The organism is Streptomyces sp. NPDC031445, assembly GCF_055581365.1.
Genome location: NZ_JBVIJO010000014.1, coordinates 273,857 through 287,634, shown reverse-complemented (window position 1 = coordinate 287,634; position 13,778 = coordinate 273,857). Strand labels below are relative to the sequence as shown.

The window sequence follows — 13,778 nt, the reverse complement described above, 5'->3', positions numbered from 1 at the left end:
GTGCTCGGGGCGCGTCCCCGCTCTGCCGACCTCACCCAGGAAGACCACACAGGCCATCACCCCATGACAGACTCCGCCACGGACCGCCAGGTCCCTCACCCCCCAGCGATCGAGACCGTCGGCCTGGGCAAGCGCTACCGCCGCGGCTGGGCGCTGCGCGACAGCTCCTTCCGACTGCCCGCCGGCCGCGTGTGCGCGCTCGTCGGGCCCAACGGCGCCGGCAAGACGACGCTGCTGTCGCTCGCCGCCGGCCTTGTCGAACCGACGACCGGCACGATCCGGCTCGCCGGGCACCGCCCCGGCAGCCCCGAGGCGCGCCACGGCACCGCCTTCCTCAGCCAGCGCAAGGCCCTGTACCCGCGGTTCCGGGTGCGCGAGATCCTGCGGATGGGCCAGGAGCTGAACCCCGGCTGGCACCAGGAGACCGCCGAGTCGGTCGTCGAGGCCGGCGGCATCCCGATGGACGCACGGGTCGGCACGCTCTCCGGCGGTCAGTCGACCCGCGTCGCCTTCGCCCTCGCCCTCGGCAAACGCCCCCGGCTGATGCTGCTGGACGAGCCGATGGCCGACCTCGACCCCCTGGTGCGCCACCAGATGACCGACATCCTGCGGGCCGAGGCCCGCCGCAACGGCTCCACGGTGGTCATGTCCTCGCACCTGGTGTCCGAGCTGAGCAACGCCTGCGACTACCTCGTCCTCGTCAACAACGGCCGGGTCCGGCTGGCCGGCGAGGTGGACCTCCTCCTGGACCGGCACCGGCAGCTCACCGCCGCAGCCGCGGACGCGGACGAGCACGACGTGATCGCGACCACCGGCCAGGGCGCGGAGCGCGCGACGCTGGTCCGGACCGACGACGCACCACCGCCCGACGGGACCCACCGCACGCCCACCCTCGAGGAACTGGTCCTCGGCTATCTCGGCGCGCCGGACACGGCGCCGCTGATCACCCCGAGTGCGCGGGTCTCCACGGAAAGCGAGGTGCCGGTGTGAGCACCGCGACCTACACGGCCCGTACGCGTGTCCGGCGCGGTCTGCGCCTGCGCGGACTGACCTGGCTGATCTGGCGGCAGAACCGCGCCGCGTTCCTGATCGGACTGGCAGCCGCCGCGGCCGTCACCGTCTACGCCGCGGTCCAGCACCAGCACGCCACCGCGGCGATCGCCGCCCAGCACCTCGACGCCTGCCGCGGCGGCACGGTTGATTCCACGCAGTGCACACGGGACCTGCTCAGCTTCGGCAAGGAGTACCAGTACCCGCTGCGGCGGGCCCTGCAAGCCGTCCTGCTGCTGCCCTTCCTGATCGGCGTGTTCCTGGGCGGCCCGCAGCTCGCCCAGGAACTGGAGTCCGGCACCTACCGCACGGTGGCCACCCAGTCCGTTACCCGGCTGCGCTGGTTCGCCGCGAAGTCGGGTGTGCCGCTCGTCATGACCGTGATCGTCAGCGGGGTGACCGGCGCTGCCATGACCTGGTGGTGGCACCCGATCGCCAAGACCATGGGGCCCGTCTTCCCGTGGTCCATGTGGTACCCGTTCTACGGGATCGGACCCGTCGTCGTCGGCCTCAGCGCTCTTTTCTACCTGCTGGGCGCCACCCTCGGCCTGTTCCTGCGCCGTACCGTCGCTGCCATGGGAGCCACGCTCGTGGCGGGAGCAGCGCTCTTCGCGCTGATCGAGTGGGCTCGCCCGCACCTGTGGCCGATACGCGCGGTGAACGCACAGCACACCGTCGAGCCGCCCGCCCCGGACTCCGCGTGGCTGCTGGCGGACGGGCCGCTGTCGAAGGACGGCCGGCGGGTGTCCGACGTCGTGGACTGCTACGCCCAGACCGACTACCGCGCGTGTCTGAAGACGCACGGCATCACCGGCCACTGGGCCGAATACCATCCCGCTTCCCACTTGTGGGCATTGCAGTGGTCGGCGACGGGTGTGTGCCTGGCGCTCGGTGCCGCGCTCGTCGCCCTGTCGATGTGGCGGATGCGCCGGCACTCCGCCTGACCGCCCGTCCCGGCCACCGGGGCATCCCCCGGCACCCGTGCGCAAGTTACCGGCCGCGCTGTACTGGCGCGGGGGTGCCGGGCGCAGCGATGCCAGCGGAGAGCGCCGGCCCCGGCCCGGCTGGTGCCGAAGCGGACCTCGATCGACTGTGGTGAGCGGACCCGGCCGAGCCGCACCATGTGGTCGAAGTCGGCACGTCGTACCCGGAGAACTCCCAACAGAATGGATCGAAGACGGGGTGAGCCGGGCGGGCGGTCACTCGACGCCGTTGCCAGGGTGGACGGCTGCCGCCCTCCGGTCCGGCCAAAGGGAGGACCTGACAGCCCAGGTCCGCCTGGCCCCGGGCCGGCTGTGGCCCGGAGTGCCTAGGCTGTCACTGCTACGGAAGGGCGGTGCCATGGATGCTGACTCCCGGACCAGGGCCGCGATCGAGGAGCATTGGCGGGCCTCGGAACGCGGGAACACCGAAGCCGAGCACGCCCTCTACGCCACGGACGCGATCCTGGACTACCCGCAGTCAGGTGAGCGTTTCCGGGGCCGAGCGGCGATCTCGGCTCAACGCGGCGGGCACCCGGCCGACCGACACTTCACCGTCCAGCGGATCACCGGTCATGCGCATCTATGGGTGAGCGAATGCGTCATCACCTACGACGGTGTGCCTTCGTACTCGGTGAGCATCATGGAATTCGCCGACCAGCACGTGGTGCACGAGACGCAGTACTTCGCCGACCCCTTCGGCGCGCCGGCCTGGCGGGCCGCGCTCGCGGAGCCGATGCCGGGCCGGACCATCGCCGGAGCCTGATCCTCGGCCTCGCCCGGGTCAGCCGGGGGGCGGGTCGACCGGCGGGACCCGGCCTGGCCGTGGTCTTGTTCCTCTCCGGATCGTTCACGGGGTCACCGCGGGGTGGGGCGCGTCGAGCGCGTCGAGCAGGTGGTCGGCGCCGGCAGGGACGGACAGGGCTCGTCCGGCCAGGTCGGCGGGGGTCTCGGGGTGGATGGGGTTGACGCGGACGAGGCGGGCCTGGGGGAAGCGGCGGGTGAGATGTTCGCCGGGGTGGCGGATGACGCCGGGGGTGTTGAAACCGGCGCCGAACTCCAGGATCAGCAGTCGGGTGTCGGCGGGGGTCTCGTTCAGCCAGTCCCGCAGGCGCCGGGCCGCGGGGAGGTAGGGGGCGTCGATGAACTCGGGGCCGACGCGGACGTTGATCTCGACCTCGCCGCCGCAGTTCGGGCAGGTCGGCAGGGCGTCGGGATCGGTGACGACGCCGGTGTCCGGGTCGTACGCGGACAGGAGCCGGTCGATCAACGGCTTGCTGTCCCAGGTGGCGGGGGTGCAGGGGGTCGTGCACTGGTAGCGGCCGTAGTCGCCCTGGGGGGTGAAGACCCGGTCCGCCGCGAAGCCGTTGCGGGCGAAGAGGGCGTCCACGTTGGAGGTCATCACCCAGTGGTCCTTGTCCCCGACGAGCGTGCGCAGCCGCTGGTGGAGCGGGTTGGGGGCGGAGCCGTAGCGGATGTCGCCGATGTGGACGGCCCAGTAGCCCCACAGCAGGGCGGGCGGCAGGGGCACGCCGACGAGGTAGCGGGAGCGCAGCCCAAGGCGGTACAGGGCGGGGAAGAGTTCCCGGAAGCGGTCGGCGTCGGCGTAGTCGTAGCCCGCCGCGGCGCTGAGTCCGGCGCCGGCCGTGATCAGCACGCGGTCGGCCTCGGCAAGCCAGGAGCGGACCGTGTCGGCCTGGGCGTGAAGGGCGTGGGGCTGGTGGTTCATCGGGTCGTGGACCCTTCGGTCAGGGCGTCGAGGTAGGCGGTGCGGTCGTCGGACGCGAACACGTTGAAGATCACGCGGTCCAGGCGTCCGGGGCGGGCGTCGAGCCAGTCGGCCACCGTGTCCAGGGCGATGCGGGCCGCGGGCTGCTTGGGGTAGCCGAAGACGCCGGTGCTGATGGAGCAGAACGCCACCGTGCGGATGTCCGCGACGTCGGCAGCGAGGTCGAGACAGGCTCGGTAGGAGGCGGCCAGGAGGCGCTCGTGCGTCGTGTGCAGGGGGCCGTCGACGATGGGGCCGACGGTGTGAAGGACGTAGCGGGCCGGCAGGTGGTAGCCGCGGGTGATCTTCGCGGTGCCGGTCGGTTCCGGGTGGCCCTGCCGGGTCATGACCGTGTGGCAGTCGTCGCGCAGGCGGGGGCCGGCGGCGCTGTGGATGGCGTTGTCGATGCACGGGTGCTGGGGGACGAAGCAGCCGAGCATCGCGCTGTTGGCGGCGTTCACGATCGCGTCCGCGCCGAGGGTGGTGATGTCGCCCTGCCACAGCACCGTACGGTCCGCGGCCGGGTAGGTCGTGCCGGGGAACTCCTCGGCGATGCGAGGAAGGCGGTCCGGGTCCGTCACGATCGTGGCCGCGCGCTCACTGCTCAGGACGGCGTCCAGCACCTGGGACACGTCCGCTGGGAGCGGGCCCGGCCGGCGAACGGTGAGTACCGCGCGCAGCAGGCGTCGGGCGGTCACGTCATCGAGCCGGTGCACGTCGCCCGCTCCCGAGCCCGCCGCCGTCGTCGTGGCCGGGTCCTCGCTCAGCAAGGACAGCGCAGCGCGGACCAGGTGGGCAGGCTGCGCGGGCACGGTGGGGCCGGTGGCGGTCCGGAACGGATCGTCCAGGGCGATGGCAGCGCGGTAGTCGGCGAGCGGGAGGGTGGGAGTGGGCACGGGGATTCCCTGGTGGTGGGGGAGGAACAGGCGCGGCCTCGGCCGGGAAGAGGGCGAGGGTGCGCCGGGCCGGGGGGAATCGTCAGAACAGGCCGTTGGTGTGCGGAAGTTCGGCCGGGATCGGGGAAATGACGTCCCAGTGCTCGACGATCTTTCCGTCGGCGACGCGGAACAGGTCGTAGTAGGCCACCGGGACACCGAACTCGCCCTCGGACTGGGTCAGGACGAAGTCGCCCTCGGCGATGACCTTGTGGACCTTCGTGTAGACGAGGTTCTTGCCCTGCTCGGCCCACTGCGCGGCGGCGGCCCCGAACCCGTCCAGGCCGTCGGCGGCCTCCGGGTTGTGCTGGTCGTACGTCGCCGTGGAGATGTAGTCCGGGAGGACCGAGTAGTCGGCGCCGACCAGGACCTTCTGCGCGAACTCGGTGACCAGGGCGCGGTTGGCCTCGGTCCTGGCGGGCTCGGTCACCTCGGTGGGGCCGTCGGTCTGTGACCGGCCCGAGGCGGTGTCCTTCACCAGCGGGGTGAGGGCGTCCCAGTGCTCGGCGAGCTTGCCGTCGGCGTCGACGCGGAAGATGTCGAAGCCGACCAGCGGATCGGGGCCGAACCCGTGGTACGTGCCGTGCAGGGCGACCAGGTCACCGTCGGCGATGACCCGGGCACCCTCGTAACGGAAGTCGTCACCGAGAGAGGCAACCAGCGCGCGCAGAGCCTCGGGGCCGTCGGCGGCCAGGGCGCTGTGCTGCGTGTAGTCGGCAGCGACCCAGCGGTCGACCGCGGCCGGGTCCTTCTTGCCGAACAGCTCACCGGCGGCGGCCAGGACGGTGTTCTTGGTGTCGCTCATGACGATTCTCCCTGGGAAACGGGGGGTGGGGTGAAAGGAGGTCGGGGAAACGCTGTGGCAAGGCACTGGTTGAGCGCCGCGGTCGGTGATGCGGCGGTCGACGCCGCACCGCCCAGCCGGCCTGCGCCGTGCGCGGTGGGCGGCGGGAGCGTGGGGCAGGTGGTCACGTGCAGGCGACGTAGCGCGCGGAAGTCGGCGCGGGCCCGCTCCCAGGGCGCCGGCGAGGTGTACGCCGCCGTCACCAAGGACGCGTCCGGGCGCAGACCGTCAGCGATGTCGCGGTAGACCGCGGGATCGGCGAGGCTGCGGCCGTCGACGAACCATGCCTGCTGTACGGCCTCGGCCGCGTCCAGGTGCGGCACGCCGACCTCGTCGGCCCGGCTGTGCGACACCGCCAGGCCGGCGGCCGCTGCGGTGGAGTCCCCGACCGTCGTTCGGTCCGTCAGCGCCCGCGCGCATCCGGCTCCGAAGCCGCCTCCGGTCAGCCGCGTGACCCGCTCGCACTCTTCGGCCGTCCGAGGGTAGGCCGACACCGGCCGGGCCCGGGCGCCGGTGTACGGTCCGGCCGACCGGATGTGCAGCCGGATGCGGTGGGCGTTGTCCTGGGCGAAGGACCGCGGGGCCGGGCCGAAGCCGTGGCACCGGGGGCAGTACGGGTCGAAGGCATACGTCAGCCGGACGCTCTCTGCTGTGGCCATCGCATGCCTCCTTTCCTACAGCCCTTACGCTTTTCCGACACCCGGTGTGGCACCGCGTGAAGCGATACCTCCAAGCTACGAGGCAGACCCGACGGCAGTCGGATACGCTGGCGACACATGATGGCCAAAAAGCGACATGATGACGGGGTGGAGATCCCCGAGATCGCCTTCACCGCGCCCGCCGGAACGCCCGCGGGGGTCGAGGTCCTGTCCTTGGCTGCTCTGCGCCACCGGGCCACCGCGGCCCAACTCGCGACACCGCGGCGGCCGGACTTCCACCACCTGCTCACGCTCACCGGCGGCACCCTGTGGCACACCGTGGACTTCGCCGGCTACGCCCTCGAACCGGGATCCTGGCTCTGGGTTCGCCCCGGCCAGGTCCACCAGTGGGGCGACCTCACCGGCGCCGAGGGAACCCTGATCCTGTTCCGCCCGGACTTCCTCGACGCGGCCACGGCCGACGCCGCCCGCACGCAGGACCCGCACGCCCCGGTCCTGCGCCTCCCCCTGCCCGACGACGCCGCGGCCCTGCGCCTCGCCGCCGAGCACCTCGGCATCGAGTTCCACGCACTCGGACACCTGCCCCTGGACGTCCACACCGCAGCCCTGCGCCACCTGCTGGCCGTCCTCGTGCTGCGCCTGACCCACCTGACCGCGCCCGCCGGCTCGCCCGCCCCCGAACCCGACCCCACCTACCTGCGCTTCCGGGACGCCGTCGAACAGCACTTCGCCCGCACGCGCCGCGTGGAGGACTACGCCCAGAGCCTCGGCTACTCGCCCCGCACGCTCTCCCGCGCGACGCTCGCCGCCGCAGGACTCGGCGCCAAAGAGTTCATCGACCGCCGCGTGATCCTGGAGGCCAAGCGCCTCCTGGCCCACAGCGACCAGAGCGCCGCCCGCATCGCCGACCATCTCGGCTTCCCCAGCGCGACGCACTTCAGCAAGTTCTTCCACCGGGGCACCGGGCAGAGTCCCCTCGCCTTCCGTGACACGGTCCGCGGGCACTCCCCGCGGTGAACGGCTCCGCCGCCTGCACGGTCGAGGTCGACACGTTCCGCTTCGAAGCACGGCAAGATCGTGAGCACTGGGACGCTCGCCCGGTCGGTGAACAGGCCCCGGCTCCCGCGGCTGACGGCCGGGCCGTCAGCCGCGGGTCTCGATCCGCAGGCCGCCCGTGGTCACCCGGCGGATGTGGTCGCTCGCCAGCAGGTCGTGCGGCTGGCCGAGCTCGATCGCGCTCGCCGCGTCCAGGCGGGCCAGCTGGGCGGCCGTGAACTCGACCTCCAGGGCGCCCAGGTTCTCCTCCAGCTGGGCGGGGGTGCGGGCCCCGATCAGCGTGGTCGCCACGCCCGGTTTCTGCAGGGTCCAGGCCAGCGCGACCTGGGCCGGGGTGCGGCCCAGCTCGGCGGCGACCTCCCGGGCGGCCTCGGCCACGGCCAGGTTCCGTTCGGTGAGCGTGCCCAGAGCGAGGTTCAGGCCCCTGCGGGTGCTGTCGCCGGTGCCGGCGCCCGTCGCGGTCACGTCGTCCCGGCCGTACTTGCCGCTGAGCACCCCGCCGCCCAGCGGTGAGTACGGGACCACGCCCAGGCCCAGCTCCTGGGCCATCGGGATCAGGTCGCGCTCCGCGGTGCGTTCGATCAGGCTGTACTCGAGCTGCAGCGCGACCAGCGGTGACCAGCCGCGTAGGTCGGCGATCGTCCGCATCCGGGACACCTGCCAGGCCGGGGTGTTGGAGATCGCCACGTACAGCACCTTGCCCTGCCGGACCAGATCGTCCAGGCCGCGCAGGACCTCCTCGACCGGCGTCCGGAAGTCCCAGACGTGCAGGTACAGCAGGTCGATGTAGTCGGTGGCCAGCCGCCGCAGGCTGCCCTCCACCGAGCCGAACAGGGCCTTGCGGTGACCGCCCCCCGAGTTGGGGTCGCCGGGGCGGCGCAGCGTCGAGTACTTGGTCGCCAGCACCAGGCGTTCGCGCTCCTCGCGGGCGAACTCGCCCAGCAGGCGCTCGGAGCTGCCCTCGGTGTAGGTGTCGGCGGTGTCGAGGAGGTTGCCGCCGAGCCCGACGTAGTGGTCGAACAGCTTGCGGGCCTCGGCCCGTTCGGCGCCCCAGCCCCACTCGGTGCCGAAGGTCGCCGTACCCAGGGCCAGCGGTGAGACCCGCAGTCCCGAGCGGCCCAGCAGCCGGTAGGCGTCGAGGGTCAGTGCCATCAGGTCCTCCTGTGCTCGTGGTCCGTTGCCGGGACCGAGTCTGTGGCGGCGGCGGCCCGGGGGTAAGGGACGGCACTTCCTGGGAAGACCGTTCCCACCCTGGCGGTTGGACCGGTCATGACGACCCGAACCATGGACACCGCGCAGGAGTTGGCCGGCTTCCTGCGGAGCAGGCGCGAAGGCCTCGACCCCGACCGGCTGGGCCTGCCGTCGCACCGGCGGCCCCGGCGGACGCCGGGGCTGCGCCGAGAGGAGGTCGCCGAACTGGCCGGGGTCAGCACCGACTACGTGGTCCGGCTGGAGCAGGGCCGCGGGCTGCGGCCCTCGGCAGAGGTGCTGGCGGCACTGGCCCGTGCCCTGTGCCTGGATCCAGGCGAACGCGACTACCTGTTCGACCTGGCCGGACGCCGCCGCCCCGGCACCACCGGTGGGCCGGCCGCCGGTGCGGCGCCGTCGCTGGCCCGCCTGGTCGGTGACCTGTCGCCGCTGCCGGCCATGCTGCTGGACCACCGCTACGACATCCTCGCCTGGAATTCCGAAATGGCTCGGCTGCTACCGGATTTCGAGGCCGTGCCGCCGTCACGGCGCAACGCGATGTGGCTGTGTCTGCTGCACCCGGCGATGCGCGGCTTCTACGCCGACCGGGAGCAGGTGCTGCGGGACGGGATCGCCCACCTGCGCGCGGCATGGGCCGCGCACCCGGAGGACCGGGAACTGTCCGGCCTCATCGCCGAGTTCGCCGCGCAGGACGAGGACTTCGCCCGCTTGTGGTCGAAGCGGGAGGTCAGCGTCAACGGACGCGGCCGGAAGTCGCTGCGGCATCCGGTCGCCGGTGCGATCACCGTCGACTTCGAAGTCCTGCTGCCGCTCCAGGACCCGGAACTGCGCCTGCTGGTCTACCGGGCCGCGGACGAGGAGAGCCGCGCGTCCCTGGACCGGCTGGTAACTGAGCCCTAGGGGAGGACACCGCTGGTCCCGGGGTAGAGCGAACTCGAAGGCGCGCACGGCTTCAGGAGCCCGTCGGCGTCAGGTCCTGCAAGCCCACCACCCGCAGCAACTGCAAGCGCTCGTGCGACTCCGTGCCCGGGCGGGCCGTGTGGATGACGAGCTGTTGGTTGTGGCCGGAGTGGACGAGGACCTCGCAGTCGAGTTCGAGGATGCCGATCGCCGGGTGCCGGAAGCGTTTCGTGGAGGCGCGGCGTACGGCGATCTCGTGTTCGTCCCAGAGGTGGGCGAACTCCTCGCTCGCGGCGCGTAGTTCGGCGATGAGGACGGCGGGTTCGGGGTCCGTGGGGCGGGCCGAGGCCACCGCTCGCAGGGCGGCCACGTGCTCGCGGGCGCGCTCCGGGCGGTCCTCGGGCGGGAACAGCTCCTGGGCCGCCGGGTCCAGGAAGAAGCGGCGAATCATGTTGCGCCCTCGGGGCGGGCGGGCGAGGACGTCTCCGCTCAGCGCCCGTGACAGCGCGTTCTGGGCCAGGACCTCGCCGCAGTCGGTCGCCACGATCGCCGGGGTGTCGTGCAGCCGGTCCAGCACCAGGAGCAGGGCCGGGCGCACGTGCGTGCTGGTCGCCTCCCGGCGCGGCGGCTCCTCGCCGGTGAGGTGGAAGACGTGGTCTCGTTCGTCCTCCGTCAGGCGCAGGGCGCGGGCCAGTGCGGTGAGCATCTGGCGGGACGGGCGCGGGCCCCGGGACTGTTCCAGCCGCGTGTAGTAGTCCACGGACATGCCGGCCAGCTGGGCCACCTCTTCGCGGCGCAGCCCCGGGGTACGGCGGCGGGCTCCGGCCGTGAGGCCCACGTCGGAGGGGCCCAGGCGGGCCCGAGCGCGGCGCAGGAAGTCGGCGAGTTCGGCTCGGTTCACCTCTCCAGGGTGCGGGAGGCCGGCCGGCTTATCCAGGGACTTGCGATCCCCTGATGAAGAGGTCTCTCCCCCTCGTCCCCGCGTCGGCCGAGGCTGGTCGTCAACGACAGGACACAGTGCGTGAGGAGCACACCATGCTGACTTTGGTGACCGGTACGACGGGACAGGTCGGACGCCGCTTCGTGCCGCGGCTGCTGGCCCAGCGGCAGCCGGGCGAGCAGGTGCGGGTCCTGGTGCGGGACGCGGCCCGCGGCGAGCACTTCGCGGAGCTGGGCGCCCAGGTCGCCGTAGGAGACATGCGCGACGAGGGGACACTCGGCAAGGCGCTCGCCGGCGTGGACGCCGTCGTGAACGTCGCCGCCTCCTTCCGCGGGGTGCCGGACGAGGAGGCGTGGGCCGTCAACCGGGACGCCGCGGTGGCCCTGGGCCGCGCCGCGCAGGCGGTGGGCGTGGAGCGGTTCGTGCAGGTCAGCACGAACAATGTGTACGGCGTCGGACGGGGCCGCCCGCTGACCGAGGAGGACGAGAGCCGGCCGGGCGGCGCGATGTGGGGCGCCTACCCCGAGTCCAAGGCCGAGGCCGAGCGCGGACTGCTCGCGCTCGAGGGCCTGGACGTACGCGTCGGACGGCTCCCCTTCGTCTACGGCGAGGGCGACCCGCACCTCGCCAACTCCTTGCACTGGGCTGCCCGCTGGGCGGCGCACCAGCGCCTGCAGATGGTCCACCACGCGGACGTCGCCCAGGGCCTGATGCGTCTGCTGTACGCGCCGGGCATCGCCGGCCGGATCTACAACATCGCCGACGACGCCCCCGTCACGACGGTCGAGCTGTACCAGCTCAACGGCGTAGAGGTGCCCGCCGGGCTCCACGAGCTCACGGACCCCGACCCGTGGTTCGGGATCATGTCCAACCAGCGGATCCGCCGGGAGCTCGGCTTCCGGCCGATCTACCCGAGCGTCTGGACGGCCCGGGACGCCGGAGCCCTCTGACGGTCACCGCGCCCCGCCAGTCCACCCCTCTGATCCGCTCCACCAGCACCGGCCCGCCACCGCGATCACGGCCACCACCAGGTACGTCACGATCGGCGCGGCAGGGGCGGGCGCCCGCGACGCACGGCAGCGCGTTCGCCCCGTTGATCGCGCAGAGGTCCGCTGGCGACACGCAGCACGTCGTATCGGTGACGACCACTGTGCTTCGCCCGCCGGAAGCCGCAGTTCAGCGGATGCCGGCGGTGACACCTGTCGTGCTTCGGCTCCGCCGCGCGGTGCGCCGCCGCGCCGCCGGGATCACTGCCACCGAGGCCGCGGCCGCGCGGGAGGACACCCGGCTGCCGGAGCACCCCCAGGACGGCCATGCCCTCACGGCCGGCACCGGGGAGCTGCCGCACCGGCCCGTGGGACGGCCCCACGCACTGCGCCACGGCTCGCGGACCCTCGCGCTGCGGCTGCTGGGCCCGGCCGATGCCCGCCTGCTGACGGAAGCGGTCAAGGACGTCGTCGCGGGCCTGCTGCATGAACGACGCGGCCACGACCACGTCCCCTGCCTGCCGTACCCGCCCGCCGACGAGGAAGGCGGTGTGCCTGAGACACCCGAACCGGGGGAGGCCCTCACGACGCTCCCCGTCCTGAACCGGGCCGCCATGACCGGACGTCCGGCCCCGCCCGGCCGCCCAACCGGCCGGCGGGGCCGCCCCACGCACCCGCCCCACGCGTCAGGCGGTGCCGTCGTCCCCGTGGCTGCGGACGATCTCCTTGACCTTGGCCACCGCGAACCCCCAGCCCTGCTCGACGGTCGGCTTGGCCGGGACCGCGACCTCGTCCGGGTTGGTGAGCACGTCGAGCAGCACCGGCCCCGGCGTGTCGAAGGCGCGGCGCACGGCGTTCTCCAGTTCGGCCGGTTCGGTGACGCGGATGCCGGGGATGCCCATGGCCTCGGCGACGGCGGCGAAGTCCGGGTTGTCCAGCACCGTGCCGAACTCCGGCAGCCCGGCCTGCTCCTGCTCCAGTTTGACCATGCCCAGGCGGCGGTTGTCGAAGACGACGAGCTTGACGGGGAGCCGGTGCGTCTTCAGCGTCATCAGGTCGCCCAGCAGCATGCTCAGCCCCCCGTCCCCGCAGAAGGCCACGACCTGCCGCTCCCGGTCCAGGCACTGGGCGCCCAGCGCCTGCGGCATCGCGTTGGCCATCGAACCGAGGTTGTAGGAACCGATCAGCCGCCGCTCGCCGCGCATCTCGACGAACCGCGACAGCCACACCGTCGCCATGCCGGTGTCGGAGGTGAAGACCGCGTCGTCCGCGGCGAGCCGGTCCACCACGGCCGCCAGCGCCTCGGGGCGGATGTCATCGGAACGGTTGTCGAACGTGGACCGCAGCCGACCGATCAGACCCTTGTCGTGCGACGGGTCGGCGAGCCGCGCCTGACCGGTGCGCCACTCCTGGAATCGCTTCCGCGCCTTCTCCAGGTGCGAGCGGTCCCGCGCGCCGTCCGTCCCGGCCGCGGGGGCGGCGAGGTGGGTGAGCAGATCGCGGACGGTCGCGCCCGTGTCGCCGACGAGGCCGACCTCGACGGGTACCCGCCGCCCGATGTGGGTCGCCTCCGTGTCCACCTGCACGACGGTCTTCCCCTCGGGATACCAGTCCCGGTAGGGGAAGTCGGTGCCCAGGAGCAGCAGGGTGTCCGCCTCCTCGAGGGCCGAGGCGGCGGCCGGATTGCCGATCAGCCCGGTCTGGCCGACCTGGAAGGGGTTGGCGTCGCCCTCGAAGCCCTCCTTGGCCTTGAGGGTGAGGACCATCGGCGCGGCCAGCCGGTCGGCCAGGGCGAGGACGTCCTCGCGGGCCTGGCGGGCGCCCCGCCCGACGAGCAGCGTGACCCGCTCGGCGCGGTCGAGGAGCTCGGCCGCCTCGCGCACGGCGGACTCCTCCGGCCGGGTCACCGGCGAGTTCAGCGAGAAGCGGGCCGGGCGGTCCGTGCTCAGCTCGCGTTCGCCGAGGTCGCCCGGCACCGTCAGGACGGCCACGCCCTTGCGGCCGAACGCGTTGCGCACGGCCAGCTCCAGCAGTTGCGGCAGCTGGTCGGGCGAGGTGACGGTCGCGCGGAAAACGGCCACGTCGCTGAAGAGGGCGTCGTTGTCGACCTCCTGGAAGTAGTCGCTGCCCAGTTCACCGAGCGGCACCTGACCGGCGATGGCCAGCACCGGCGCGTGGCTCTTGGCCGCGTCGTACAGCCCGTTGAGCAGGTGCACGGAGCCCGGTCCGACCGTGCCCATGCACACGCCCAGGGTGCCGCTGAGCTGCGACTGGGCGCTCGCGGCGAACGCCGCCGCCTCCTCGTGCCGGCATCCCACCCACTCCACGCCGTCCGTGGTGCGCAAGGCGTCCGTCAAGGGGTTCAGGGCGTCTCCCACGACGCCGAACACCTGGCGCACGCCGAGTTCGCTCAGGGCGTCCACGATGACACGGGCGACAGTACGGGCCACT

The 13,778-nt window shown here is 72.8% G+C and carries 13 protein-coding genes; 6 read left to right on the top strand and 7 right to left on the bottom strand.

Going from position 1 to position 13,778, the window contains the following annotated elements:
- Window positions 1-63 precede the first annotated feature (63 nt).
- The 3 genes from ACZ5DC_RS32365 (at window position 64) to ACZ5DC_RS32355 (ending at window position 2,796) form a co-directional block, all read left to right on the top strand.
- The gene (locus tag ACZ5DC_RS32365) at window positions 64-990 is read left to right on the top strand and encodes an ABC transporter ATP-binding protein (protein WP_468658594.1); all 927 of its coding nucleotides are present in this window, start codon (window positions 64-66) and stop codon (window positions 988-990) included.
- Window positions 987-1,994 (top strand): ABC transporter permease, encoded by a 1,008-nt coding sequence (locus tag ACZ5DC_RS32360; protein WP_468658591.1) that lies wholly within the window; start codon window positions 987-989, stop codon window positions 1,992-1,994. The genes ACZ5DC_RS32365 and ACZ5DC_RS32360 overlap by 4 nt, the downstream gene beginning before the upstream one ends.
- Window positions 1,995-2,391: 397 nt before the next feature.
- A complete protein-coding gene (locus ACZ5DC_RS32355; RefSeq protein WP_468658589.1) occupies window positions 2,392-2,796 on the top strand; it encodes a nuclear transport factor 2 family protein in 405 nt (134 codons plus the stop codon).
- 84 nt (window positions 2,797-2,880) lie between these two features.
- Here the strand turns inward: ACZ5DC_RS32355 and ACZ5DC_RS32350 are convergent, their stop codons facing one another.
- The 4 genes from ACZ5DC_RS32350 to ACZ5DC_RS32335 all read right to left on the bottom strand — a co-directional run bounded on the left by ACZ5DC_RS32350 (window position 2,881) and on the right by ACZ5DC_RS32335 (window position 6,236).
- Window positions 2,881-3,759, bottom strand: coding sequence for an SIR2 family NAD-dependent protein deacylase (locus tag ACZ5DC_RS32350; protein WP_468658587.1), 879 nt, complete (start codon window positions 3,757-3,759; stop codon window positions 2,881-2,883).
- Window positions 3,756-4,694, bottom strand: coding sequence for a protein-ADP-ribose hydrolase (locus ACZ5DC_RS32345; RefSeq protein ID WP_468658585.1), 939 nt, complete (start codon window positions 4,692-4,694; stop codon window positions 3,756-3,758). Before ACZ5DC_RS32345 ends, ACZ5DC_RS32350 begins: the two co-directional genes overlap by 4 nt.
- An 82-nt stretch (window positions 4,695-4,776) precedes the next feature.
- Window positions 4,777-5,538 (bottom strand): nuclear transport factor 2 family protein, encoded by a 762-nt coding sequence (locus tag ACZ5DC_RS32340; RefSeq protein ID WP_468658583.1) that lies wholly within the window; start codon window positions 5,536-5,538, stop codon window positions 4,777-4,779.
- Window positions 5,535-6,236, bottom strand: a complete 702-nt coding sequence (locus ACZ5DC_RS32335) for a DsbA family protein (RefSeq protein ID WP_468658581.1) — start codon at window positions 6,234-6,236, stop codon at window positions 5,535-5,537. The genes ACZ5DC_RS32340 and ACZ5DC_RS32335 overlap by 4 nt, the downstream gene beginning before the upstream one ends.
- A gap of 117 nt (window positions 6,237-6,353) precedes the next feature.
- On the opposite strand from ACZ5DC_RS32335, the gene ACZ5DC_RS32330 reads away from it, so the two are divergent.
- On the top strand, window positions 6,354-7,253 hold the full coding sequence (locus ACZ5DC_RS32330; RefSeq protein ID WP_468658579.1) for a helix-turn-helix transcriptional regulator: 900 nt from the start codon (window positions 6,354-6,356) through the stop codon (window positions 7,251-7,253).
- A gap of 126 nt (window positions 7,254-7,379) precedes the next feature.
- Here ACZ5DC_RS32330 and ACZ5DC_RS32325 read toward each other — a convergent pair whose 3' ends face one another.
- Window positions 7,380-8,444: an aldo/keto reductase gene (locus tag ACZ5DC_RS32325; protein ID WP_468658577.1), complete on the bottom strand. Its 1,065-nt coding sequence runs from the start codon at window positions 8,442-8,444 to the stop codon at window positions 7,380-7,382.
- Window positions 8,445-8,561: 117 nt separating this feature from the next.
- On the opposite strand from ACZ5DC_RS32325, the gene ACZ5DC_RS32320 reads away from it, so the two are divergent.
- On the top strand, window positions 8,562-9,401 hold the full coding sequence (locus ACZ5DC_RS32320) for a helix-turn-helix domain-containing protein (RefSeq protein ID WP_468658575.1): 840 nt from the start codon (window positions 8,562-8,564) through the stop codon (window positions 9,399-9,401).
- A gap of 52 nt (window positions 9,402-9,453) precedes the next feature.
- Here ACZ5DC_RS32320 and ACZ5DC_RS32315 read toward each other — a convergent pair whose 3' ends face one another.
- On the bottom strand, window positions 9,454-10,302 hold the full coding sequence (locus ACZ5DC_RS32315) for a helix-turn-helix transcriptional regulator (protein ID WP_468658573.1): 849 nt from the start codon (window positions 10,300-10,302) through the stop codon (window positions 9,454-9,456).
- Between the two features lie 134 nt (window positions 10,303-10,436).
- Between ACZ5DC_RS32315 and ACZ5DC_RS32310 the strand changes: the two genes are divergently transcribed.
- Window positions 10,437-11,291, top strand: coding sequence for an NAD-dependent epimerase/dehydratase family protein (locus tag ACZ5DC_RS32310; RefSeq protein ID WP_468658571.1), 855 nt, complete (start codon window positions 10,437-10,439; stop codon window positions 11,289-11,291).
- A 722-nt stretch (window positions 11,292-12,013) separates the two neighbouring features.
- Here ACZ5DC_RS32310 and ACZ5DC_RS32305 read toward each other — a convergent pair.
- Window positions 12,014-13,777, bottom strand: a complete 1,764-nt coding sequence (locus tag ACZ5DC_RS32305; RefSeq protein WP_468658569.1) for a thiamine pyrophosphate-dependent enzyme — start codon at window positions 13,775-13,777, stop codon at window positions 12,014-12,016.
- Window position 13,778 lies beyond the last annotated feature (1 nt).

What these genes read in the sequence shown, in the direction of transcription:
- ACZ5DC_RS32355 (WP_468658589.1), top strand. Translation starts at nt 2,392, where the DNA reads ATGGATGCTGACTCCCGGACCAGGGCCGCGATCGAGGAGCATTGGCGG.
- ACZ5DC_RS32365 (WP_468658594.1), top strand. Translation starts at nt 64, where the DNA reads ATGACAGACTCCGCCACGGACCGCCAGGTCCCTCACCCCCCAGCGATC.
- ACZ5DC_RS32335 (WP_468658581.1), bottom strand. Translation starts at nt 6,236, where the DNA reads ATGGCCACAGCAGAGAGCGTCCGGCTGACGTATGCCTTCGACCCGTAC.
- ACZ5DC_RS32330 (WP_468658579.1), top strand. Translation starts at nt 6,354, where the DNA reads ATGATGGCCAAAAAGCGACATGATGACGGGGTGGAGATCCCCGAGATC.
- ACZ5DC_RS32310 (WP_468658571.1), top strand. Translation starts at nt 10,437, where the DNA reads ATGCTGACTTTGGTGACCGGTACGACGGGACAGGTCGGACGCCGCTTC.
- ACZ5DC_RS32350 (WP_468658587.1), bottom strand. Translation starts at nt 3,759, where the DNA reads ATGAACCACCAGCCCCACGCCCTTCACGCCCAGGCCGACACGGTCCGC.
- ACZ5DC_RS32320 (WP_468658575.1), top strand. Translation starts at nt 8,562, where the DNA reads ATGACGACCCGAACCATGGACACCGCGCAGGAGTTGGCCGGCTTCCTG.
- ACZ5DC_RS32340 (WP_468658583.1), bottom strand. Translation starts at nt 5,538, where the DNA reads ATGAGCGACACCAAGAACACCGTCCTGGCCGCCGCCGGTGAGCTGTTC.
- ACZ5DC_RS32325 (WP_468658577.1), bottom strand. Translation starts at nt 8,444, where the DNA reads ATGGCACTGACCCTCGACGCCTACCGGCTGCTGGGCCGCTCGGGACTG.